The organism is Flavobacterium sp. LK-23 (assembly GCF_058135255.1).
Genome location: NZ_JBYUVT010000014.1, coordinates 39,349 through 64,985 on the forward strand (window position 1 = coordinate 39,349; position 25,637 = coordinate 64,985).

Annotated in this window: 16 protein-coding genes; 3 read left to right on the forward strand and 13 right to left on the reverse strand. The window is 34.7% G+C overall.

Annotated features, from left to right (window positions below):
- Nucleotides 1-142: 142 nt before the first annotated feature.
- Nucleotides 143-1,546, forward strand: coding sequence for a Kelch repeat-containing protein (locus AC3Y25_RS18065; protein ID WP_489903702.1), 1,404 nt, complete (start codon nucleotides 143-145; stop codon nucleotides 1,544-1,546).
- A 76-nt stretch (nucleotides 1,547-1,622) separates the two neighbouring features.
- Here AC3Y25_RS18065 and AC3Y25_RS18070 read toward each other — a convergent pair whose 3' ends face one another.
- From AC3Y25_RS18070 to AC3Y25_RS18085, 4 genes are all read right to left on the reverse strand, one after another.
- Nucleotides 1,623-3,887 (reverse strand): aconitate hydratase, encoded by a 2,265-nt coding sequence (locus AC3Y25_RS18070; protein WP_489903703.1) that lies wholly within the window; start codon nucleotides 3,885-3,887, stop codon nucleotides 1,623-1,625.
- A gap of 118 nt (nucleotides 3,888-4,005) precedes the next feature.
- Nucleotides 4,006-6,777: a bifunctional aconitate hydratase 2/2-methylisocitrate dehydratase gene (locus AC3Y25_RS18075; RefSeq protein ID WP_489903704.1), complete on the reverse strand. Its 2,772-nt coding sequence runs from the start codon at nucleotides 6,775-6,777 to the stop codon at nucleotides 4,006-4,008.
- 379 nt (nucleotides 6,778-7,156) lie between these two features.
- Entirely contained in the window at nucleotides 7,157-8,110 is a 954-nt protein-coding gene (locus AC3Y25_RS18080) for an AAA family ATPase (protein ID WP_095928768.1), read from the reverse strand.
- A 78-nt stretch (nucleotides 8,111-8,188) separates the two neighbouring features.
- On the reverse strand, nucleotides 8,189-9,619 hold the full coding sequence (locus AC3Y25_RS18085) for a peptidylprolyl isomerase (protein ID WP_489903705.1): 1,431 nt from the start codon (nucleotides 9,617-9,619) through the stop codon (nucleotides 8,189-8,191).
- A gap of 487 nt (nucleotides 9,620-10,106) precedes the next feature.
- Here AC3Y25_RS18085 and AC3Y25_RS18090 point away from each other — a divergent pair, with 487 nt between their 5' ends.
- Both AC3Y25_RS18090 and AC3Y25_RS18095 read left to right on the forward strand, forming a co-directional pair.
- Nucleotides 10,107-11,549, forward strand: a complete 1,443-nt coding sequence (locus tag AC3Y25_RS18090) for an alpha-amylase (protein ID WP_489903706.1) — start codon at nucleotides 10,107-10,109, stop codon at nucleotides 11,547-11,549.
- A 150-nt stretch (nucleotides 11,550-11,699) separates the two neighbouring features.
- Nucleotides 11,700-13,292, forward strand: coding sequence for a peptide chain release factor 3 (locus AC3Y25_RS18095; RefSeq protein WP_177210637.1), 1,593 nt, complete (start codon nucleotides 11,700-11,702; stop codon nucleotides 13,290-13,292).
- A gap of 95 nt (nucleotides 13,293-13,387) precedes the next feature.
- On the opposite strand, the gene AC3Y25_RS18100 is transcribed toward AC3Y25_RS18095, so the two are convergent.
- From AC3Y25_RS18100 to rplK, 9 genes are all read right to left on the reverse strand, one after another.
- On the reverse strand, nucleotides 13,388-13,648 hold the full coding sequence (locus tag AC3Y25_RS18100; RefSeq protein ID WP_489903707.1) for a hypothetical protein: 261 nt from the start codon (nucleotides 13,646-13,648) through the stop codon (nucleotides 13,388-13,390).
- On the reverse strand, nucleotides 13,635-14,123 hold the full coding sequence (locus AC3Y25_RS18105; RefSeq protein WP_489903708.1) for a hypothetical protein: 489 nt from the start codon (nucleotides 14,121-14,123) through the stop codon (nucleotides 13,635-13,637). Before AC3Y25_RS18105 ends, AC3Y25_RS18100 begins: the two co-directional genes overlap by 14 nt.
- A gap of 352 nt (nucleotides 14,124-14,475) precedes the next feature.
- The gene (locus AC3Y25_RS18110) at nucleotides 14,476-14,787 is read right to left on the reverse strand and encodes a DUF3467 domain-containing protein (RefSeq protein WP_055094614.1); all 312 of its coding nucleotides are present in this window, start codon (nucleotides 14,785-14,787) and stop codon (nucleotides 14,476-14,478) included.
- A gap of 10 nt (nucleotides 14,788-14,797) precedes the next feature.
- Complete coding sequence (rpoC, locus tag AC3Y25_RS18115; protein WP_250833872.1) at nucleotides 14,798-19,108, reverse strand: DNA-directed RNA polymerase subunit beta'; 4,311 nt, start codon at nucleotides 19,106-19,108, stop codon at nucleotides 14,798-14,800.
- Nucleotides 19,109-19,368: 260 nt separating this feature from the next.
- Nucleotides 19,369-23,181: a DNA-directed RNA polymerase subunit beta gene (gene rpoB, locus AC3Y25_RS18120; RefSeq protein WP_248729635.1), complete on the reverse strand. Its 3,813-nt coding sequence runs from the start codon at nucleotides 23,179-23,181 to the stop codon at nucleotides 19,369-19,371.
- Between the two features lie 264 nt (nucleotides 23,182-23,445).
- Nucleotides 23,446-23,817, reverse strand: coding sequence for a 50S ribosomal protein L7/L12 (rplL, locus tag AC3Y25_RS18125; protein WP_008466917.1), 372 nt, complete (start codon nucleotides 23,815-23,817; stop codon nucleotides 23,446-23,448).
- Nucleotides 23,818-23,911: 94 nt separating this feature from the next.
- The gene (rplJ, locus tag AC3Y25_RS18130; RefSeq protein WP_012024014.1) at nucleotides 23,912-24,415 is read right to left on the reverse strand and encodes a 50S ribosomal protein L10; all 504 of its coding nucleotides are present in this window, start codon (nucleotides 24,413-24,415) and stop codon (nucleotides 23,912-23,914) included.
- A gap of 22 nt (nucleotides 24,416-24,437) precedes the next feature.
- The gene (gene rplA, locus AC3Y25_RS18135; protein WP_025572415.1) at nucleotides 24,438-25,127 is read right to left on the reverse strand and encodes a 50S ribosomal protein L1; all 690 of its coding nucleotides are present in this window, start codon (nucleotides 25,125-25,127) and stop codon (nucleotides 24,438-24,440) included.
- Nucleotides 25,128-25,140: 13 nt separating this feature from the next.
- Nucleotides 25,141-25,578 (reverse strand): 50S ribosomal protein L11, encoded by a 438-nt coding sequence (gene rplK / locus AC3Y25_RS18140; protein ID WP_008466923.1) that lies wholly within the window; start codon nucleotides 25,576-25,578, stop codon nucleotides 25,141-25,143.
- Between the last annotated feature and the right edge of the window lie 59 nt (nucleotides 25,579-25,637).

The window sequence follows — 25,637 nt, forward strand, 5'->3', positions numbered from 1 at the left end:
CTTTGATTTTTAACTGAAAGTCTATTTTATTTCATTGGAACTCAAAAAATTTAATACTAAATTTACTTCAAATAAGTCACTACAATCCTCAGTTTTAAGAGACTTTTTTAAAGAATTTAATCCAAGACAAAACTTATTTACCGTGAAAAAACTACTGTATATTATCGTTTTACTACCTTTTATTACAAATGCGCAAACAGTAAGTGGAATTGTTAAATCTCAAGCGACAAATTTACCGATAGAAGACACCAATATCTATTTATTGCGTACTCATATTGGAACTTTAACCAATAAAAAAGGAGAATTTTCATTGAATAATAAAATAAATCCAAATGACACTCTTCAGGTTTCTCATATCGGATTCATCACAACAAAAATTGCGATTACAGATTTAAAAAAGTCAAATTATGTTATCTCGCTTGAGGAAGATATTGAAACCTTAAAAAATGTAACTGTAACTGATAATAGGTGGTCTAAATTAAAATCGAAACTTGACTTCACCAAATTATCACCTTTGGAGTATGGTATTTATTCTTTTGGATCTGTAGCAGTAAATGGTAAAATTTATGTTGTTGGAGGTGACAATAGTGAACAATGGAATGTTTTAACTACTATAAAATCAAAAGACATTGGTGGCGGTGATCCTACTAGATTTAATGATCCTATTTTTTTAAACAAATATCTTCAAGAGATTGGAGGCGATCAAGGTAAAGTTTTTTACAAGGGAGATCTCCTTATTTATGATCCAAAAACAGATGTATGGGAGAAATCAAATCAGAAATTAAAAAAACGAGCTTACCATAGTATAAATTTTTACAATAACACACTGTATGTTTTGGGAGGAAAAAGAGGGCCTCTAGGCAATAAAAAACATGAATTTCTAGATAATGAAATTGAAGTTTTTGACCTTAACACAAATCAAATTGCAATTGACAAAACAAATCCACATAAAGCCGTAAACTTTGCTTCCTTCAGCTACAAGGACAACATTATTGTTATGGGTGGATCAATAAAATCAACTGTAAGAGGTGCAAAAATTTTTACAGATAAAGTACATCTGTACAATTTAACTTCTGGCCTTTGGTATGAGTTAGCAAAAATGCCAGTAGCCCAAGAAGTAAGCGGAGTTTTGATTGAGGACAAAATTTTTACAATTGGCAATTCCGACAATAGAAGTTTTTCTGAGATTCAGAGTTTCGATTTAACAAATGAAAGCTGGAAAAAGGAAGCAACTTTACTTTGCCGACTCGAAAATCCTGCAGTTACATACAATGACGACACTATTTACCTATTTGAAGACGGAAAACTGTTTGTTTACAATACAAAATCAAAACTAATTAAAGAATTTTATATTAATCTTGAACTAAAATGTGCTGCAATGCACTTTATTAATGACAAATTATATATCATTGGAGGATACGATTTCAGCAATTACTACGCATCTCCTTCATCAAAAACATACAGCATTTCTATAGATGAATTTGAGACCACAAGACCTTACCGAATTAGAGTTCTATCACAAGATAGTTTAGCAAACAAAAACTAATCGCATCAACATATTGTTTGTAAAAAATAAAAGCCCTGTTTTCACAGGGCTTTTACATTATATTAAATTTAAAATATTAAGCTTTTCCAGCTGCAATTAAATTTAATGCAGAACCCGCAACAAACCAGCCAATTTGACCTGCGTTGTAGGTATGGTTTGCCAAGATAATATCTTTTGTACCATCTGCATGAACAAATTCTAATGTTAATGGTTTGCCCGGAGCAAATTCTGTTAAATCTAAGAAGTTAATGGTATCATCTTCCTGGATTTTATCGTAATCTGCTTCGTTTGCAAATGTCAATCCTAAAAGACCTTGTTTTTTAAGGTTTGTTTCGTGAATACGAGCGAAAGATTTCACCAACACCGCTTTAACTCCTAAGAAACGTGGTTCCATAGCCGCATGCTCACGAGAAGAACCTTCTCCGTAGTTATGATCTCCAACTACGATAGATGGAACTCCAGCCGCTTTGTATGAACGAGCTACAGCAGGAACAGCATCATATTCGCCAGTCAATTGGTTTTTAACCGAATTTGTTTTTTGATTGTAAGCATTTACCGCTCCTATCAACATATTGTTTGAAATATTATCTAAGTGTCCACGGAAACGCAACCAAGGTCCAGCCATAGAAATGTGGTCTGTAGTACATTTTCCGAATGCTTTAATTAACAATTTAGCACCAGTAATATTTTTACCATCCCAAGCATCAAATGGAGCTAATAATTGTAAACGCTCTGAAGCTGGATTAACCACTACTTGAACACTTGAACCATCTTCCGCTGGAGCTTGAAAACCTGGATCTTCAGCATAAAAACCTTTAGCAGGAAGTTCGTCTCCTGTTGGCTCGTCAAGCATTACTTCTTCTCCATCTTCGTTGATTAATTTATCTGTCAATGGATTAAAACTTAAATCACCCGCAATAGCCAAGGCTGTTACCAATTCTGGCGATCCTACAAAGGCCAAAGTATTTGGGTTACCATCTGCACGTTTTGAGAAGTTACGATTGAAAGAGTGCACAATGGTATTTCTTTCTTCTTTTTCCGCTCCTTCTCTATCCCACATACCAATACATGGTCCGCAAGCATTTGCAAAAACTGTTGCACCAATTTTATGGAAAGTATCAATAAATCCATCTCTTTCGATTGTAGAACGTACAACTTCAGAACCTGGAGTGATTGTAAACTGTGATTTTGTTTTTAAATTTTTATCAGCAACCTGTCTTGCCAATGAAGCTGCACGAGAAATATCTTCGTAAGAAGAGTTTGTACAAGAACCAATCAAACCAACTTGAATTTGTAATGGCCAATTATTTTTAACTGCTTCTTCTTTCATTTTAGAAATTGGAGTCGCTAAATCTGGAGTAAAAGGACCATTTAAATGCGGTTCTAATGTAGATAAGTCTATTTCGATAACTTGATCAAAATATTTTTCTGGATCTGCATATACCTCTGGATCTCCAGTTAAGTAAGAAGCAATTTTATCTGCAGCATCAGCCACTTCTGCTCTATTTGTCGAACGTAAGTAACGGCTCATTGAATCATCGTAACCAAAAGTTGAAGTTGTAGCTCCAATCTCAGCTCCCATATTACAAATTGTTCCTTTACCTGTACAAGACATAGCTGTTGCACCTTCACCAAAATACTCTACAATAGCTCCAGTACCACCTTTTACAGTAAGAATCCCTGCCACTTTAAGAATAACATCTTTTGGAGCCGTCCATCCCGATAATTTACCGGTTAATTTAACTCCGATTAATTTAGGAAACTTAAGTTCCCAAGCCATTCCAGACATAACATCTACAGCATCTGCTCCACCAACACCAATTGCCACCATTCCTAAACCACCTGCATTTACAGTATGAGAATCGGTACCAATCATCATTCCGCCAGGAAATGCATAATTTTCAAGTACAACTTGGTGAATAATTCCAGCTCCTGGCTTCCAGAAACCAATTCCGTATTTATTAGAAACAGAAGATAAGAAGTCAAAAACCTCATTACTCTGTGTTTTTGCTCTTGCCAAATCGGTTACAGCATCTACTTTTGCCTGAATTAGGTGATCACAGTGAACCGTTGTTGGAACCGCCACTTTAGATTTACCAGCGTGCATAAACTGTAATAATGCCATTTGTGCAGTTGCATCTTGACAAGCTACGCGATCGGGTGCAAAATCGACGTAATCAATTCCTCTTCCAAACGCCTTCGTAGGATTTCCATCCCAAAGGTGATTGTATAAAATTTTCTCTGTTAAAGTAAGCGGACGACCAACAATCTCGCGCGCTTTATCAACGCGACCTGGCATGTTCTCGTACACTTTTTTAATCATTTCGATATCAAAAGCCATAGATTTTTTGTTTTTATTATTCTTTTTTGAACATGACAAGTTACAAAAAATAGGAGAGTTAAAAAAGAAAAAGCCCGAGTTTATCGCTCGGGCTTTTGATATCTTAATAATCGTAAGATTACATTACTAACGATTTATTAGAAGGTGCAAATTTAGTCAAGTTAATACCTTCAACCGCAGTTGTATATTCTGCTAATGTTGGAGTTCTTCCTAAAATTGTAGACAAAACTACAACTGGTGTAGAAGAAAGTAACGATTCTCCTTTTTTACCTTCTTTATCTTCCACAACTCTTCCTTGGAATAAACGAGTAGATGTCGCCATTACTGTATCTCCTTTAGCTGCTTTTTCTTGGTTACCCATACAAAGGTTACATCCTGGACGCTCTAAGTATAACATGTTTTCGTATTCTGTACGAGCTGCACCTTTTGGCGCATTATCGTCAAACTCGAAACCAGAATATCTTTGTAGAACTTCCCAGTCACCTTCTGCTTTCAACTCATCAACAATGTTATAAGTTGGAGGAGCAACTACAAGAGGAGCATTAAATTCTACTTTTCCTGTTTGTGCCTCTACGTTTTTCAACATTTGAGCAAGGATTTTCATATCTCCTTTGTGAACCATACAAGAACCAATAAATCCAAGATCTACTTTTTTCTCTCCACCATAGAAAGATAATGGTCTAATGGTATCGTGAGTATAACGTTTAGAAACATCAGCATTATTTACGTCTGGATCGGCGATCATTGGCTCAGCAATTTGATCAAGATCAACTACAACTTCAGCATAATATTTAGCATTTGCATCTGGAGTTAAAGCTGGTTTCTCTGCCGATTTAATTTCAGCAATTCTCTTATCAGCTTTATTAATCAATCCTTGAAGAACGTGTTTCTCGTTATCCATTCCTTTGTCGATCATAATTTGGATTCTGCCTTTAGCAATTTCCAATGATTCGATTAAAGTATCATCTTCAGAAATACAGATAGAAGCTTTAGCTTTCATCTCTGCAGTCCAGTCTGTAAATGTAAAGGCTTGGTCAGCAGTTAATGTTCCAATGTGAACCTCAATGATTCTTCCTTGGAAAACATTTTCTCCTCCAAATTGGTGAAGCATTTGAGCTTGAGTAGCATGAACAACATCACGGAAATCCATATACCCTTTCATATCTCCTTTGAAAGTAACTTTTACAGATTCTGGAATTGGCATTGAAGCTTCTCCAGTAGCCAATGCAAGAGCAACAGTTCCTGAATCAGCACCAAAAGCAACACCTTTTGACATTCTTGTATGAGAGTCACCACCAATGATGATAGCCCACTCGTCAATAGTAATATCGTTAAGTACTTTGTGGATAACGTCAGTCATTGCATGATAAACGCCTTTTGGGTCACGAGCTGTGATCAAACCAAAATCGTTCATAAATTTCATCAATTTAGGAATATTAGCTTGTGCTTTTTTATCCCAAACCGAAGCAGTGTGACAACCAGATTGGTAAGCACCATCAACAATTGGAGAAATCACTGTAGCAGCCATAGATTCTAATTCCTGAGCAGTCATTAGACCTGTAGTATCTTGAGAACCTACAATATTTACTTCTACACGAACGTCAGAACCAGCGTGTAATACTTTACCTGGCGCAATACCAACTGCATTTTTGTTAAAGATTTTCTCTACTGCAGTAAGACCTTGTCCTTCATGAGAAACCTCTTTTGATGGAGCGTAAACAAGAGGAGCTTCAACATTTAAAACTTTCGCAGCCAATGTTTGAAGTTTTTTACCAAATACGATAGCATAAGAACCACCCGCTTTGATAAATTCCATTTTTTGAGGAGTAAATGCTTTAGAAATATCAATCAATTCCTGATCGCCATTATAAAGCTTTTTCTCTTTAATATTTATTGTAAGAACCGTTCCTGTAGCAACAGAATATGCTTGCTCTAAAATTGGCTCATCATTTTCATTACGAATAACGTTGCCATCTGCATCAACTTTCTTTACCCAGTTTTTAAGGTCTAAACCAATACCACCAGTAACATCAACTGTTGTTAAGAAAATTGGAGAAATTCCGTTTGTTCCTCCAACAATTGGAGCGATATTAACGAATGGAATATATGGACTTGCTTGCTTTCCTGTCCAAAGTGCTACGTTGTTTACACCTGACATTCTAGAAGAACCAACTCCCATTGTTCCTTTTTCAGCAATTAACATTACGCTTTTATCAGGATGTTGTGCTTGTAACGCCTTAATTTCTTGTTGCGCTTGAGGAGTAATCATACACTGACCATGAAGTTCACGATCTGAACGAGAGTGAGCTTGATTTCCTGGAGAAAGTAAATCTGTTGAAATGTCACCTTCACCAGCAATAAAAGTAACCACTTTAATTTCGTCTGCTACTTCTGGAAGTTTTGTAAAAAACTCAGCTTGAGCATAACTTTCAAGGATTTCTTTTGCAATTGCATTATCATTTTTGAATGCCTCTACCAAACGATCTGTATCTGCTTCGTAAAGGAAAACTTGTGTTTTTAATACTTTCGCCGCTTCTTTTGCAATTGCAGCGTCACTACCTAAAGCTAAATCAAGCAATACTTCAATTGATGGCCCACCTTTCATGTGTGAAAGCAACTCAAAAGCAAAAGCTGGAGTGATTTCTTTTACTACCGATTGGCCAAGAATAATTTCTTTTAAAAACTTTGCTTTTTCACCTGCAGCACTTGTAGTACCAGGTAATGTATTGTAAATAAAAAACTTAAGAGAGTCTTCGCGATTGGCGTTATCTGCATCTTTAATTTGGGAAATGATTTCGCTTAATAATTCGGCTCCATCAATTGGTTTAGGGTGTAACCCTAGATTTTTTCTTTCTTCAATTTCTTGAATGTAATCCTGATAAATATTCATAATAAAAGCGGATTTATTTTTTTGAGGCAAATTTAAGCATTAAAGGCGATAATTAAAAAAAATTTAATAGAACAAGCCTTTTCAAAAATTATTATTGCTAAAAAACGATTTTCACTGCTTGTTTTTGCCAAAAACTCAATTTTACATCAAAATAATGAATTATTAACATTTAAAGATCTTTTCTTTAACAAAGTCGAAATTTGATGTTAGAAAACAAGTAAGTTTTTACCTCTATTTTCATAAAGAATCTTTCTAAATAAGCAATTATAACGTTATAGTTGGGATTTTACACCTCTTTTGAGAAGAGTTTTTGACGTGCTAAAAACAAAAAAATCCTGACAATAAATTATCAGGATTCTATAAATGTAAATATTAAATTTTACATTAATTTTTTAATAATAACTTCTTCTGTTATACCTTCAGCATCAGCTTTATAGTTTTTAATAATTCTGTGTCTCAAGATACCTGTCGCAACGGCTTGAACATCCTCAATATCTGGTGAAAATTTCCCATTAAAAGCCGCATGCGCTTTTGCTGCTAGAATTAAATTCTGCGAAGCTCTTGGCCCAGCTCCCCAATCTAAATAGTTTTTCACAAAATCGTTAGTTAAACTATTATCTGGACGAGTTTTGCTTACTAGAGTTACCGCATATTCTATAACATTATCTGCAACAGGAATTCTGCGAATTAGGTGCTGAAAATCGATAATTTCCTGAGCTGTAAATAACGGATTAATTTCTGTTTTGACATCAGAAGTTGTTCTTTTTACAACTTGAACTTCTTCTTCAAAAGTTGGATATTCCAATTTAATAGCAAACATAAAACGGTCCAATTGCGCTTCTGGCAAAGGATAAGTTCCTTCTTGCTCAATAGGGTTTTGAGTTGCTAAAACAAAATAGGGCAAATCTAATTTATGGTGCTGTCCTGCAATTGTCACCGATCTTTCTTGCATTGCTTCCAGCAAAGCTGCTTGTGTTTTTGGTGGCGTTCTGTTTATCTCATCGGCCAAAATAATATTAGAAAAAATAGGTCCTTTGATGAATTTGAAGTTCCTATTTTCATCTAAAATTTCGCTTCCTAAAATATCAGAAGGCATCAAATCTGGCGTAAACTGAATTCTTTTAAAATCCAGACCTAAGGCCTGAGACAAAGTATTTATCATTAAGGTTTTTGCTAAACCAGGAACTCCAATTAAAAGTGCGTGTCCTCCAGAAAATATACAAAGTAAAATTTGATCTACAACGGCGTCTTGCCCTACAATGATTTTCGCTATTTCTTTTTTTAATTCATTTCTTTTTTGAACTAAATTGTGAATTGCTGTTACGTCAGACATTTATGAATGTATTTAAAATTAAAAAGAGTTAATTCTATGAATTCATAAAACTAACTCTTTTTATTTATTTATTAAAACTTATTTTTTCAACCAATTGTTTGCAAAAGAACAGTCTTTATACTCGCCGATAATTTTGATGTAAGTGTCTTTAATTTTAGCATCAAACCATTTTGCAATGGCATTAATCTGCTTCTCTTTTAATGCTAATTCTTTGATCTTAGTATAATCTTTAGCATAATCTGCAGTATGATCTTCAATTCTGTTGGTAACTGTAATTAACTTATATGTTTTTTTACCTTTATCATCAGTATTTAAAAGTGGCTGAGAAATCTCATCTCCTTTTAAATTTGAAACCTGGCTGTATAATGTCGGATCCATTTTTGTCAACTCAAATCGAGTATCTTGTGTTGTTGGATTTACCAATGTTCCTCCGTTTGCTCTAGTTTCCTTTTCATCAGATTCTGTTCTTGCCGCTTCAGCAAAAGTCAACTCTTTATTGATGATTTTATTTCTAATATTTGTAATTCTTTCCTTTGCTTCTTTTAAAGCTGCTTCAGAAACAGTTGGAGCAATCAAAATATGACGAAGCTCTACTTCTTGCCCTTTAATTTTTTCTACCATAATAATATGGTATCCAAAAGTAGTTTCAAATGGCTGAGAGATCTCACCCGCTTGCAAACTAAATGCAACATCTTTAAACTCTTTAACAAAAGGAGTTTTTCTTGTCATTTTATAATATCCTCCGTTTGGCGCAGATCCTGGATCTTGAGAATACAAAACTGCTTTTGTTGCAAAACTAGAACCTTCTAGAACGTCTTGTCGAATTGCGTTTAATCTATCGATAACTTTTTGCTTGTCTTCTTTAGAAATTTTAGGCTCAACAACAATTTGCGCTACTTCCATTTCAGCTCCAAAAGTTGGCAATTCATCTTTTGGGATTTTCTTGAAGAAATTACGAACTTCTTCTGGAGTGATTTCAACATCTTTAACGATTTTATCTCTCATTTCTGATGCTAATTTTTGCTCTTTTAAGATATCAGCAAAATATGTCTTAAACTCTTCTACAGAGCTTTTTTTATAGTATTCAACAACTTTATTGATATCTCCTACCTGTTGCGTCATGTAATTAAGACGATCTTCCATCATTCCTCTTACCTCCGCATCACTTACGATAATACTATCCTGAATTGCTTGGTGAGCATATAATTTATCTTCTAAAAGTTTACCAAGCATCTGGCATCTTGTAATATCTTTTACAGATCCGCCTTGCGCAGTAATTTCTAAAAATCCTTTATCGATATCAGAATCCAAAACGATATAATCTCCTACTGTCGCAATAATTCCGTCGATTTTCAATTTCCCACCAGAAGGAACTTCAATTGGTTTTTGGGCCACAACATCAGGAATAATTTCTTGCGCTGAGATAATTGGAGTAAAAAAAAGAAAAAAACAAATTGTTAGTGCAAACTTGTAATCAATTGTTTTTAGCTGTAATTTTTTTAATAGCATTATTTTAATTTTTATTTGAATGTAAGCCTGTTTTAGATAATCCCTCTGAAACTATGTATGTTCATCAACATAAATAATTAAAGTATAGTTCTTTCGTAACTTATAACGAACAAAAATAACAATTCAATTACATAATCCAACTATCCGATATAGTATTAACAAAAAATTATAGGATAGTTCTCTTTCAATGTACGAAATCATTTCTTCCAATTTTTCTAATTCAATGAAAGACAGTTTGTAATTGCTTCATAAATTTAGTTTTAAACATCAAATAAACACCTAATTATAAGCACCATAAAAAAAAGTTCTCAACACTACAACGTTTTCGTTGACCTCTATTTTATTGCAAATTAAAATTAAATCAAAAAAACTTTACTTTAGATGCGTAATTAATAATTTACAGGGTAAAAAAATAGAAATATCTGCGTTTTTAAACCTTATAATTAAACAATTACAAAGCTCACTATTTAACTTAACCACATCTATTATGAAAAAACCTATTTTAAAATTATGCCTTATTACGGCATTTAGTGCACTTCTGTATTCGTGTTCTGAAAATGAAACCAGTGAATCGGATGCAAAAACTGAAAGTCAAAAATTTAAAATTATTGATGTTACGCATCACGATGGTAAACCTTTCAGTACAGGAGCTTCAAGCAATTCTACAACAGGAAAATATGTTGATAATCCTGGTGGAGGCGTTATGATGCAAGCTTTCTATTGGGATGTTCCCGCTGGAGGAAATTGGTGGAATACAGTAAGCAGTAAAGTAACGGCTTGGGGAAATGCTGGAATTGGCTCAATTTGGCTTCCACCTGCTTCAAAAGCGCAAAATGGAGCATTTTCTATGGGATATGACCCAACAGATTATTTTGATTTTGGAGATTATAATCAGAATGGAACAACAGAAACAAGATTCGGATCAAAAACCGAATTAGTCAATTTAATTACAGCTGCACACGCAGAAAACATTAAGGTTTATGCGGATATTGTAATTAACCATAACAGTGGCGGACAATCTGAAGCGAATCCTTTTACTGGAACAAATACTTGGACTAATTTTAATGGAATAGCTTCAGGAAAATTTAAACGTACTTATGCCAATTTTTACAAAAACAGCTATGGCAATAATGACGAAGGCTCATTTGGAGGATTTCCTGACTTATGCCATGCCGATCCGTATGTAAAAGATTGGTTGTGGATTAGAGCTGATGGAGTTGGCAAATACTATAAAAATACCATGAAATTTGATGGCTGGAGATTCGACTATGTAAAAGGATTCGGTGCTTGGGTTGTAAATGCTTGGAATGCTAATGTAGGCGGATTTTCTGTTGGAGAACTATGGGATTCAAATGTAAATGTACTAAATGACTGGGCAAACGCAGCTAATAGTTCTGTTTTTGACTTTGCCTGCTATTACAAAATGAATGATGCTTTTGACGGAAATAACCTTGCTCTTTTGAATGATGATATGATGTGGAAACGCAATCCATACAAAGCGGTAACTTTTGTAACTAATCATGATACTGATGAAATTTGGAGCAAAATGCTTGCCTACTCCTATATATTAACTCACGAAGGTTATCCAACTATTTTTTATAGAGATTATGAAGAATGGCTAGATAAAAACAAATTAAATAATCTAATCTGGATCCACAATAACAAAGCAACAGGAACAACTTCTATTTTATATTCTGACAATGACGAATATGTTGCGAGAAGAAACGGATATAACGGAAATCCAGGATTGGTAGTTTACATTAACAACTCAGATGTTTGGCAAGAAAGATGGATTCAGACCAATTGGGCCAATACTCAAATTAAAGATTTTACAGGAAACTCAACTTGGTACCCAACTACTCAGGCAGACAAATGGGTAAAAATACAATGTCCTCCAAAAGGATATTCAATTTGGTCAATTAATCAGTAATTTTAAAAATGACTATTTAAGGCTGTTGCAAAACAGCCTTATTTTTTTGTTTAAAAATCCCGTTAGAAGTAAAGACTACCAAATTTAGGAACTGAATATTTTTATAAAGCCGTAATTTAATAGTACTTTTGCAACCTATTTATACGAAATATGAGCTTTTTAAAAGAAATACAACGCAGAAGAACATTTGGAATTATATCGCATCCCGATGCCGGTAAAACGACATTAACAGAGAAATTACTTTTATTTGGAGGTGCAATTCAAGAAGCAGGAGCTGTAAAGAATAACAAAATTAAAAAAGGAGCAACGAGTGACTTTATGGAAATCGAACGCCAAAGAGGTATCTCGGTTTCGACTTCTGTGCTTGCTTTTAATTATAAAGATAAAAAAATCAATATCCTTGATACTCCTGGACACAAGGATTTTGCTGAAGATACATTTAGAACTTTAACTGCCGTAGACAGCGTAATTGTTGTAATTGACGTTGCTAAAGGGGTTGAGGAACAAACAGAAAAATTAGTTGCTGTTTGTAGAATGCGTAATATTCCTATGATTGTTTTCATCAACAAATTAGATCGTGAAGGTAAAGATGCTTTTGATTTGATGGATGAAGTAGAACAAAAATTAGGTTTAAAAGTTACACCGTTAAGTTTCCCAATCGGAATGGGTTACGATTTCCAAGGAATTTATAATTTATGGGAAGAAAATATTAACCTTTTCAGCGGAGACAGTCGTAAAAATATCGAAGAAACAATTGCTTTTTCTGATGTACAGAACAATCCAGAATTAGATAAAATTGTGGGTGAAAAAGCAGCCAACAAACTTCGCGAAGAATTAGAATTAATTGACGAAGTATATCCTAAATTTGAACGTCAAGATTATTTAGATGGAAAAATTCAGCCCGTATTCTTCGGTTCAGCCTTAAATAATTTTGGAGTTCGTGAATTATTAGATTGTTTCATTACAATTGCTCCATCTCCAAGGCCGAAAGATTCTGAAACTCGTACAGTTGAACCTACAGAGGAGAAAATGACGGGATTTGTTTTTAAAATCCACGCCAATATGGATCCAAAACACCGTGACCGTTTAGCCTTTATCAAAATTGTTTCTGGAACTTTCGAAAGAAACAAACCATATTACCACGTTCGCCAAAAGAAAAATTTAAAATTCTCAAGTCCGAATGCCTTTTTTGCTGAGAAAAAAGAAATTGTAGACATTTCTTATCCTGGTGATATTGTTGGTTTACACGATACTGGAAACTTTAAAATTGGAGACACTTTGACAGAAGGCGAAATTATGAGCTTTAAAGGAATTCCGAGTTTCTCTCCAGAGCACTTTAGATACATTAACAACGCTGATCCGATGAAAGCTAAGCAATTAGAAAAAGGAGTAGATCAGTTAATGGATGAAGGTGTAGCGCAGTTATTTACTTTAGAAATGAATAATCGTAAAGTTATTGGAACCGTTGGAGCACTTCAATATGAGGTAATTCAATATCGTTTAGAGCACGAATATGGTGCTAAATGTACTTACGAGAACTTCCCTGTTCATAAAGCGTGCTGGGTAAAACCAGATGATGCTAAAAATGAAGAATTTAAAGAGTTTAAACGTATCAAACAAAAATTCTTGGCTCACGATAAATATGGTCAATTGGTATTTTTAGCCGATTCTGATTTTACAATTCAAATGACGCAAAGCAAATATCCAACTGTGAAATTGTATTTTACATCCGAGTTTGATTAAATGAGCTTTCTTTAGATAAAAAAAACAAAAAGGCTGTCAAATTTTATTTAGACAGCCTTTTTTCATTTACATTCCCCAATATGTAAATTTGAATATTACTTAGTATAATTAATTCCTAATCCGCCGGCAATATATATTCTGTTAAGTTCTTCTGAACCAACAATTATATTTTTCATTAAAATATTATTTTTAACTGATTTCACATCAAAGGATATCTCTTTTGAAAGGTAATAATCATTAGCTGTGATTGTAACCATTAACGTTTTACTATTCTTTAGAACCTTGGATTCTATAGAAAACTCTCCTGTTTTATAATTTACTTTTACAGGATTCTGCGAGCCACTAAAAGCAATCATTAAATTTAGAATAAGTTTCTCTGTTAAAAGGTTTATTGGTTTTTGCCTCTAATAATTCCCCTTTAATTATTACTGAAACTTCTTCATTTTGAATTTGATTGTAAGCCACCTTACCTACTTTATATACATCTGGTTTAGGGCAGTTTATTTCTGTTTTAATAGGTTCTTTTTCTTGTGCCACAATATTTGATGCCAACAAAACAGAAGCAGCAACAGTCGCATATTTTAAACTATTTATTTTAGAAGTTTCATTATAAACAAATTCCTCTTCCAACTGCTTCGTTTTCAATCGCGCGCAGATATTTTTATCCTTATTTTCATTAATAAACTTGGCTACTTCTGAATTTGTCTTTTTACTCAAATCGATAACATTCTTCATACATGAATTACAGAATGAACCCTGTGAGTTTGGAATCATCTTATCAAAATTTTCAGAACAAGGAGTTGCAATTTCTAAGGTGAATTTCTTTTTCATACTCTATTGTATATAAGTTATAAACTTTCGAGAAGCTTCTTATTTATATAGAGTATTGATTTAATAAAAAGGTTGGGAGAACAAAAAAATATTTTTAATGCTCATTATAAAGATCTCATTTTTAAACATAAAAAAAGCGCTAATACTTAAATCAGCGCTTTTTTATAATTTGAATTAATCAACCTTTACTAAGTCATTATATTTCAAAATTTAATCTTTTTTAGGCAATAGCAAGTTAAATAAATACTTTCTTGAAAAGAAAATTACCCGACTAAAGTAAATTAAATCCGACAAACTGCATTTTAACTCAAAAGCCATAAAAAAAGCCCCTTAAAAAAGGGGCTTTTAAAGTTTATGCTTGTCCAGTTGGACCAAAATTAAGCGGAATTGGCGCTTGTTCCGTTTCTTTGATTTCGCCATGAGCAGCCTCAAATCTATGGATATTTTCACCTATTGCTTTTAATAATCTCTTAGCATGTTGTGGTGTCAAGACAATTCTTGATTTTACCTTGGCTTTAGGAATACCTGGCATAATACTCACAAAATCTAAAACAAACTCAGATGATGAGTGATTGATAATTGCAAGATTAGAATAAATTCCTTCTGCAATAGTTTCGTCCAACTCAATATTAATTTGCTCTTGTTGTTGTTTCGGATTACTCATAGTTTCCTAATTAATAAATGTATTCTTCTTTATTTGCCATCATTTCGTTGTAATCGTCTTTAGATCCTACGATAGTGTTATCGTACTCTCTCATACCAGTTCCCGCAGGAATTCTGTGTCCAACAATTACATTTTCTTTTAATCCTTCTAGATCATCTACTTTACCAGCTACAGCAGCTTCGTTAAGTACTTTTGTTGTTTCTTGGAAAGAAGCAGCAGAGATGAATGATTTAGTTTGTAACGAAGCTCTTGTAATACCTTGAAGAACTGGCGTTGCAGTTGCAGTGATTACGTCTCTTGCTACAACAAGATTTTTATCTGTACGTTTTAATAATGAATTTTCATCACGTAATTCACGAGGTGTAATGATCTGACCTGGTTTCAATACTGAAGAATCTCCAGCATCTTCAACTACTTTCATACCGTACAATTTATCGTTTTGAACGATGAAATCTTTAGTATGGATTAATTGGTCTTCTAAGAATAAAGTATCACCTGGATCCTGAACTCTTACTTTACGCATCATTTGACGAATAACTACCTCAAAGTGCTTATCATTAATTTTTACCCCTTGTAAACGGTAAACCTCTTGAATTTCATTTACCAAGTACTGTTGAACAGCAGCTGGACCTTGAATTCTTAAGATATCATCTGGTGTAATCGCACCATCAGACAATGGAACTCCCGCTCTTACGAAGTCATTCTCTTGTACTAAGATTTGGCTAGAAAGTTTAACTAAATACTTTTTAATCTCACCAAATTTAGATTCGATAACGATCTCACGGTTACCTCTTTTGATTTTTCCAAAAGAAACAACACCATCAATTTCAGATACAACTGCTGGGTTAGAAGGGTTACGAGCCTCAAGAAGCTCAGTAATTCTTGGTAAACCTCCCGTGATATCGCCCGCTTTAGAAGAACGACGTGGGATTTTTACTAATACTTTACCTGCTTTAATTTTCTCACCGTTTTCAACCATTAAGTGTGCACCTACTGGTAAGTTGTAAGAACGAATCAATTCACCTTCTTTACCATAAACTAATAAAGTTGGGATTAATTTTTTGTTTCTAGCTTCAGAAATTACTTTTTCCTGGAAACCAGTCTGCTCATCGATCTCCACCATGAACGATTGTCCTTGCTCTAAATCTTCGTAAGCAATCTTACCTGTAAACTCAGAAACAATTACACCGTTATATGGATCCCATTTACAGATTACAGTTCCTTTAGCTACAGTTTCTCCATCTCCAACAAAGATACTAGAACCGTAAGGAATGTTATGTGTATTTAAAACAATTCCAGTTTTCTCGTCAACTAATTTTAATTCCGTTGAACGTGAAACTACGATATCAACAGAGTTACCTTCTCCGTCCTCTCCTTTAACTGTTTTTAAATCTTCAATTTCAAGTCTACCTGCGAATCTTGTAACGATACTAGACTCTTCAGAGATACCTCCAGCAACCCCTCCAACGTGGAACGTACGAAGTGTCAACTGTGTACCTGGCTCTCCAATAGACTGAGCTGCAATAACTCCGACAGCTTCACCTCTTTGTGTCATTTTACCAGTAGCTAAGTTTCTACCGTAACATTTAGCACAAATACCTTTTAAAGCTTCACAAGTTAATGGAGATCTAACCTCTACTTTTTCAATTGGAGAAGCTTCGATAGTTCTCATAATTGCTTCAGTAATTTGCTCTCCAGATTTAACCATTACTTCGTTAGTAAGAGGATTAATAACGTCTTGTAATGCAACACGTCCTAAAATTCTCTCTCCTAAAGATTCAACGATTTCCTCATTTTTCTTCAATGCAGCAACTTCAACACCTCTTAAAGTTCCACAATCTTCGATGTTAACAATAACATCTTGAGAAACGTCATGAAGCCTTCTTGTTAAGTAACCAGCATCGGCCGTTTTAAGAGCCGTATCCGCAAGACCTTTACGAGCACCGTGAGTAGAAATAAAGTACTCAAGGATCGAAAGACCTTCCTTAAAGTTAGAAAGAATCGGGTTTTCAATAATCTCACCACCACCAGCAGTAGATTTTTTAGGCTTAGCCATCAAACCACGCATACCAGTTAACTGACGAATCTGTTCCTTAGAACCCCTCGCCCCAGAGTCAAGCATCATATATACAGAGTTGAAACCTTGTTGGTCTTCTCTAATATTTTTCATTGCTAACTCTGTTAACTGAGCATTTGCTGAAGTCCATACGTCAATAACTTGGTTGTAACGCTCGTTATTTGTAATAAGACCCATGTTATAGTTAGTTGAGATACCTTCAACTTGCTCTCTAGCATCTGCAATTAACTTCGTTTTTTGTTCTGGAATTCTAATATCACCTAAAGAGAATGATAAACCTCCTCTAAATGCAAATTTATACCCCATATCTTTCATATTATCCAAGAAAGCTGCCGTTGTAGGTACATCAGTTACACTTAAAATGTGTCCGATAATATCTCTAAGGTTTTTCTTAGTCAATACGTCGTTGATATATCCAGCTGCTTCAGGTACTACTTCGTTAAATAATACACGTCCTGCAGTTGTTTGAATAATTTGATACACTAATTCTCCAGCATCATTAAAATCTTTTGCTCTAATTTTTACACGAGCATTCAATTCTAATCTTCCTTCGTTTAATGCAATGTTTACTTCTTCAGCAGAATAGAAAGTTAAATCCTGACCAATAATTTTGTGGTCTTCTGTAGAAATACGCTCTTTGGTCATATAATATAGACCCAAGACCATGTCCTGAGAAGGTACAGTAATTGGAGCACCATTTGCAGGGTTCAAGATATTGTGAGAAGCCAACATTAATAATTGTGCCTCTAAAATAGCCTCTGGTCCTAATGGTAAGTGAACCGCCATCTGGTCACCATCGAAATCGGCGTTGAATGCCGTACATACTAATGGGTGTAACTGGATCGCTTTTCCTTCAATTAATTTTGGCTGGAAAGCCTGAATACCAAGTCTGTGCAAAGTAGGAGCACGGTTAAGTAATACTGGGTGTCCTTTAATTACGTTTTCAAGGATATCCCAAACTACAGGCTCTTTCTTATCAATGATTTTCTTAGCAGATTTTACTGTTTTTACAATACCTCTTTCGATCAATTTACGGATAACGAATGGTTTGTATAATTCAGAAGCCATATCTTTTGGCAATCCACACTCATATAATTTTAACTCTGGACCAACGACAATTACCGAACGAGCAGAATAATCCACACGTTTACCAAGTAAGTTTTGACGGAAACGTCCTTGCTTACCTTTTAAGGAATCAGATAATGATTTTAATGGTCTGTTAGATTCTGTTTTAACAGCAGAAGCTTTACGAGTGTTATCAAATAATGAATCTACAGATTCTTGCAACATACGCTTCTCGTTTCTTAAGATAACTTCCGGAGCTTTAATCTCCATTAATCTTTTCAAACGATTGTTACGGATGATTACACGACGATATAAATCGTTCAAATCTGAAGTTGCAAAACGACCTCCATCAAGTGGCACAAGCGGACGTAATTCTGGCGGGATAACTGGAACCACTTTCATAATCATCCATTCTGGACGGTTTTCGCGGTTTTCGTTAGACTCACGGAAAGACTCAACAACTTGTAATCTTTTTAAAGCCTCAGTTTTTCTTTGTTTAGAAGTCTCGTTGTTGGCACTGTGTCTTAATTCATAAGATAAAGCATCTAAGTCAATACGAGCTAATAAATCCATAATACACTCTGCTCCCATTTTGGCAACAAATTTATTAGGATCTAAATCATCTAAATATTGGTTTTCTTGTGGAAGAGTATCTAAAATATTCAAATATTCCTCTTCAGTTAAGAAATCTAATCTTTGTAAAGATTCTCCATCTGCATTTTTAGCAATACCAGCTTGGATTACTACGTATCTTTCGTAGTAGATGATCATATCTAATTTCTTAGATGGAAGACCAAGGATATAACCAATTTTGTTTGGAAGAGAACGGAAGTACCAGATGTGAGCAATTGGCACAACAAGGTTGATGTGTCCTACTCTATCACGACGTACTTTTTTCTCAGTAACTTCAACACCACAACGGTCACAGATGATACCTTTGTAACGAATTCTTTTATACTTACCACAAGCACATTCGAAATCTTTTACTGGTCCGAAGATTCTTTCGCAGAAAAGTCCGTCACGCTCTGGTTTGTGCGTTCTATAGTTAATTGTTTCTGGCTTTAAAACCTCTCCTCTTGATTCTTTCAAGATAGATTCTGGTGAAGCCAATCCAATAGAAATTTTGTTAAATCTTTTTACTGGATTCTTATCTTTATTATTGTTTCTGTTATTCATCATAGTTTTTACTATTGATTTATTTGCAATTAAAAAATTGAATTTAGATTTATAATCTACTCTTAAAAAAAATAAGAGTTAATCATTCAGCTACTACCTCGGGTTACTTCTCTAAACCTCAAATTCTTATTTGAAGCGCTAGTTATAAAATGCCTTGCATTGTTATAAAAAATCGGAACGGGTTACGGGTATAAATCTTTAAAAACTTATTATAAATGAGTAATCAGTCCCATTAAAAAATGAGACTGATTCCAAAACTTTTATTATTCTTCCAAACGAAGATCCAATCCTAGACCTTTCAATTCGTGCATTAATACATTGAATGATTCTGGTAAACCTGGTTCTGGCATAGTTTCACCCTTAACGATAGCTTCGTAAGTTTTAGCTCTACCAATAACGTCATCAGACTTAACAGTTAAGATTTCACGTAAAGTACTAGAAGCTCCATAAGCCTCAAGTGCCCAAACCTCCATCTCTCCAAAACGCTGACCTCCAAATTGAGCCTTACCTCCAAGTGGCTGTTGCGTAATCAATGAGTATGGTCCGATAGAACGTGCGTGCATCTTATCATCAACCATGTGTCCTAATTTAAGCATGTAAATTACACCCACAGTTGCTTTTTGTGCAAAACGCTCTCCAGTTCCACCATCATAAAGATATGTATGCCCGAAACGTGGTACGTTAGCCTCATCAGTCAAAGCGTTGATCTCGTCTAGAGAAGCACCGTCAAAAATTGGAGTAGCAAATTTTCTACCCAAGTTCATACCAGCCCATCCAAGAACAGTCTCATAAATCTGACCAATGTTCATACGTGAAGGTACCCCAAGTGGATTCAATACGATATCTACTGGTGTTCCATCTTCTAAGAAAGGCATATCTTCATGACGAACGATTCTTGCAACAATACCTTTGTTACCGTGACGTCCTGCCATTTTATCACCAACTTTTAACTTACGTTTTTTAGCGATATAGATTTTAGCCAATTTCAAGATTCCAGATGGTAATTCATCTCCAACCGTAATAGTGAATTTCTCTCTTCTTAAAGCTCCTTGTAAGTCGTTCAGCTTAATTTTATAGTTATGAATTAAATCATTAACCATTTTATTTGTAGCATCATCAGCAACCCACTGACCTTTGCTTAAGTGAGCAAAATCTTCTACTGCGTAAAGCATTTTTTGAGTATATTTTTTACCTTTTGGTAAAACTTCTTCACCCAAATCATTCATTACACCTTGAGATGTTTTTCCGTTAACGATCAAGAATAATTTCTCAACTAATCTGTCTTTTAATTCAACAAATTTAGTTTCGAATTCCATTTCTAAAGCGCCTAAAGCATCTTTATCTTGAGTACGTTTACGTTTATCTTTTACGGCTCTTGCAAATAATTTTTTGTCAAGAACTACACCATGTAATGATGGAGAAGCTTTTAATGAAGCATCTTTCACATCACCCGCTTTATCTCCGAAGATTGCACGAAGCAATTTCTCCTCTGGAGTAGGATCTGATTCTCCTTTTGGTGTAATTTTCCCAATCAAAATGTCGCCAGGTTTAACCTCCGCTCCAATTCTGATCATACCGTTTTCATCTAAATCTTTAGTAGCTTCTTCAGAAACGTTAGGAATATCGTTTGTTAACTCTTCGTTTCCTAACTTAGTATCTCTAACCTCTAATGAATAATCATCAACGTGGATAGATGTAAAAATATCATCGCGAACTACTTTCTCAGAAATTACAATCGCATCCTCGAAGTTGTATCCTTTCCATGGCATGAACGCAACTTTTAAGTTTCTACCTAAAGCTAATTCTCCATTTTGAGTAGCATATCCTTCAGACAATACTTGTCCAGGAACAACTCTATCACCTCTTCTTACGATAGGCTTCAAGTTGATACTTGTACCTTGATTGGTTTTTCTAAATTTAATTAAGTTGTACGTTTTCTCATCAGCATCAAAACTTACCATTCTCTCGTCTTCTGTACGATCGTATTTAATAGTGATGATGTTAGCATCTACGTATTCAACAGTACCATGCCCTTCAGCATTGATTAATACTCTTGAATCTGAAGCTACCTGACGCTCTAAACCTGTACCAACAATCGGTGCTTCAGGACGGATCAAAGGAACTGCCTGACGCATCATGTTCGATCCCATCAACGCACGGTTCGCATCATCATGCTCCAAGAAAGGAATCAAAGATGCAGAAATCGAAGCGATCTGGTTAGGAGCAACGTCTGTATAATGTACTGAACTTGGTTCAACAACTGGGAAGTCACCCTCTTCACGAGCAATAACATTACTAGCTGTAATTTTACCAGAAGCATCCATTTCAATGTTTGCTTGAGCAATCATTTTACCTTCTTCTTCTTCAGCACTTAAATAGATTGGTGCGCTTTCTAAATCAACAACACCATCTGTAACTTTACGGTATGGAGTTTCGATGAATCCCATTCCGTTTACTTTTGCATAAACACCAAGAGATGAAATCAAACCAATGTTTGGTCCCTCAGGAGTTTCAATCGGACATAAACGACCATAGTGCGTATAGTGAACGTCACGAACCTCGAAACCAGCTCTCTCTCTCGAAAGTCCACCTGGCCCAAGTGCAGAAAGTCTTCTTTTGTGTGTAATCTCAGCTAATGGATTCGTTTGGTCCATAAATTGAGATAACTGGTTAGTACCAAAGAAAGAGTTGATAACTGATGATAATGTTTTAGCATTGATCAAATCAATTGGTGTAAACACCTCGTTATCTCTAACGTTCATTCTCTCACGAATAGTTCTAGCCATACGTGCTAAACCAACACCGAACTGTTGAGACAATTGTTCACCAACTGTTCTAACACGACGGTTTGATAAGTGATCAATATCATCAATCTCTGCTTTAGAGTTGATCAACTCGATCAAATATTTAACGATTGTAATGATATCTTCTTTAGTAAGCACTTGCTTATCCATAGGGATATCTAAATCTAATTTTTTGTTCATTCTGTAACGACCAACTTCACCTAAGTTATAACGTTGATCAGAGAAGAACAATTTATCTATAATACCACGAGCAGTTTCCTCATCAGGCGGTTCAGCATTACGCAACTGACGGTAAATGTGCTCTACAGCTTCTTTTTCAGAGTTTGTTGGATCTTTTTGTAACGTGTTGTGGATAATAGCATAATCTGCTTGGTTATTATCCTCTTTGTGCAACAAAATAGATTTTACGTTAGAATCGATGATCTCTTCAACATTATCTTTGTCGATAATAGTATCACGATCAAGGATGATTTCGTTACGCTCGATAGAAACTACCTCTCCAGTATCCTCATCTACGAAATCCTCGTGCCATGTATTCAAAACACGCGCAGCAAGTCTTCTACCAATATATTTCTTAATTCCTGTTTTAGAAACTTTAATTTCTTCTGCTAAGTCGAAAATTTCAAGGATATCCTTATCTCTTTCGAAACCGATAGCACGGAATAAAGTTGTTACAGGTAATTTTTTCTTTCTATCAATATACGCGTACATTACGCTGTTAATATCAGTAGAGAATTCTATCCAAGATCCTTTAAAAGGAATTACTCTCGCAGAATAAAGTTTAGTTCCATTTGCGTGGAATGACTGTCCAAAGAAAACCCCTGGAGAACGGTGTAATTGAGATACTACAACACGCTCGGCACCATTAATAACAAAAGTACCACTAGGAGTCATGTAAGGAATTGTTCCAAGATAAACATCTTGTACAATAGTTTCAAAATCTTCGTGTTCTGGATCTGTACAATATAGTTTTAACCTAGCTTTTAAAGGCACACTATAAGTAAGACCTCTCTCTATACATTCTTGAATTGTATAACGTGGAGGATCAACAAAATAATCTAGGAATTCCAATACAAAGTTATTTCTTGTATCTGTAATTGGGAAGTTTTCCATGAAGGTATTGTATAACCCTTCGTTGCCTCTTTCGTCAGATTTCGTTTCTAATTGAAAGAAATCTTTAAAAGATTTAACCTGAACATCTAAGAAATCTGGATAATCAGGGATATTTTTTGTAGAGGCAAAATTCAATCTTTCAGTCTGATTTGTTATCATCAATGGACAAAATTTTGATTAAAAAAAAGTAATTTTTGTTTGTGTAAACACACTGTTTAATCTATACTTTCTTATTATAATCAATACATCTTTAAAAATAAAACAATAAAACAAGTTCGATTTTCTTTCTTCGTATTGATCAAAAACTTTTTCGTATTTTAAACTATGGGATAATAAAATTTATAATATTTTATTATACGAAAAATGGTTTAGGCCTTTGAGTGTTAACTCAAGACCTAAACCTAGTTCTTAAACTGAGTTTAATTATTTAAGCTCAACAGTAGCTCCAGCCTCTTCTAAAGATTTTTTAAGACCTTCAGCCTCTTCTTTAGAAACACCTTCTTTAACGTTGCTTGGTGCACCGTCAACTACATCTTTAGCTTCTTTAAGACCTAAACCAGTTAATTCTTTAACTAATTTTACAACAGCTAATTTAGAAGCTCCTGCATCTTTTAATACAACTGTAAATTCAGTTTGTGCTTCTTCAGCAGCACCGTCTCCACCTCCAGCAGCAACTACTACAGCAGCAGCAGCAGGCTCGATTCCGTACTCATCTTTTAATATTGTTGCTAATTCGTTAACTTCTTTAACTGTTAAGTTAACTAATTGTTCTGCGAATTGTTTCAAATCTGCCATTTTTTCTATCGTTTAAAATGATTTGTGTAAAAAATATAATTTAATTATTGTGCGCTAATTAAGCAGTAAGGAAGCAAACTCCCTTACGATAAAATTACTCTGCTCCTTCTTCTTCGCTTCCAGCGAATTTGTTTTGTAAAGCAGAAATAATTCTTTGAGCTGGAGATTGTAATAATCCAATGATTTCTCCAATAAGCTCTTCTTTAGATTTAATCGTAGCTAATGCATCTAATTGGTTGTCTCCAATATATACTTCAGAATTGATGTAAGCTCCTTTTAAAACTGGTTTATCAGATTTCTTACGGAAATCTTTGATAATTTTTCCAGGCGCGTTAGCAACATCAGAAATAAAGATAGCACTGTTACCTGATAAAACTGTAGGTAAATCACCATAATCATTAGAAGAAGCTTCCATTGCTTTTGCAAGCAAAGTGTTCTTTACAACCTCTAATTTGATACCTGCTTTAAAACAAGCTCTACGCAAGTTTGAAGTTGTCTCTGCGTTTAAACCAGAAATATCAGAAATGTAAATGATATTTGTACCAGCTAACTGCGCAGTTAAATTTTCAATCGCGATTGATTTTTCTTCTCTAGTCATACTAAAAATTTTTAACTACCAATTATACTGCTTTTGGGTCTAATGCGATAGCAGGACTCATTGTGCTTGTAAGGTGAATACCTTTGATGTATGTACCTTTAGCAGCAGTTGGTTTAAGTTTTATTAATGTTTGAATAATTTCGTGTGCGTTGTCAACAATCTGCTCAGCTCCAAAAGAAACTTTACCGATTCCTGCGTGTACGATACCAGTTTTATCAACTTTAAAGTCAATTTTACCAGCTTTAACTTCTTGAACAGCTTTAGCAACATCCATAGTTACTGTACCTGTTTTAGGGTTTGGCATTAAACCTCTAGGCCCTAAAATACGACCTAATGGACCTAATTTACCCATAACAGCAGGCATAGTAATGATCACATCAACATCTGTCCAACCGTCTTTAATTTTTTGTAAGTAATCGTCAAGACCAACGTGATCTGCTCCAGCCTCTCTTGCTTCAGCTTCTTTATCTGGAGTAACCAATGCTAATACTTTAACGTCTTTTCCTGTTCCGTGAGGTAAAGTAACTACACCTCTAACCATTTGATTCGCTTTTCTTGGATCAACACCCAAACGAACTGCGATATCAACAGACTCATCAAATTTTGCAGAAGCAACAACTTTAATTAATGCCGCAGCATCTTTTAAAGAGTATAATTTGTTCTTTTCAATTTTTGAAGCAGCCTCTTTTTGCTTTTTTGTTAATTTTGCCATTTCTTTTTCTTAATTAAAAAGGAGCATCTCCTGATACAGTTATACCCATAGATCTAGCTGTTCCAGCAACCATACTCATAGCTTTCTCAATTGTGAAAGCGTTTAAGTCTGGCATTTTGTCTTCAGCAATAGTTCTAATTTGTTCCCAAGTAACGCTAGCTACTTTTTTACGATTAGGCTCACCAGAACCAGATTTTAGCTTTGCAGCTTCCATTAACTGAACTGCCGCTGGAGGAGTCTTAACAACAAAATCAAATGATTTGTCTTTGTACACAGTGATTTGCACTGGACAAATTTTGCCAGGTTTATCTTGAGTTCTAGCATTAAATTGCTTACAAAACTCCATGATATTAACCCCAGCAGCTCCTAAAGCAGGTCCAACCGGTGGCGACGGGTTCGCAGCACCTCCCTTAACTTGTAGTTTAACTACCTTACTAATTTCTTTAGCCATTTTTAAAAAATTTTACACTGTAATCAATGGAAGCGATTACAATGGTTTATTATAGTGTA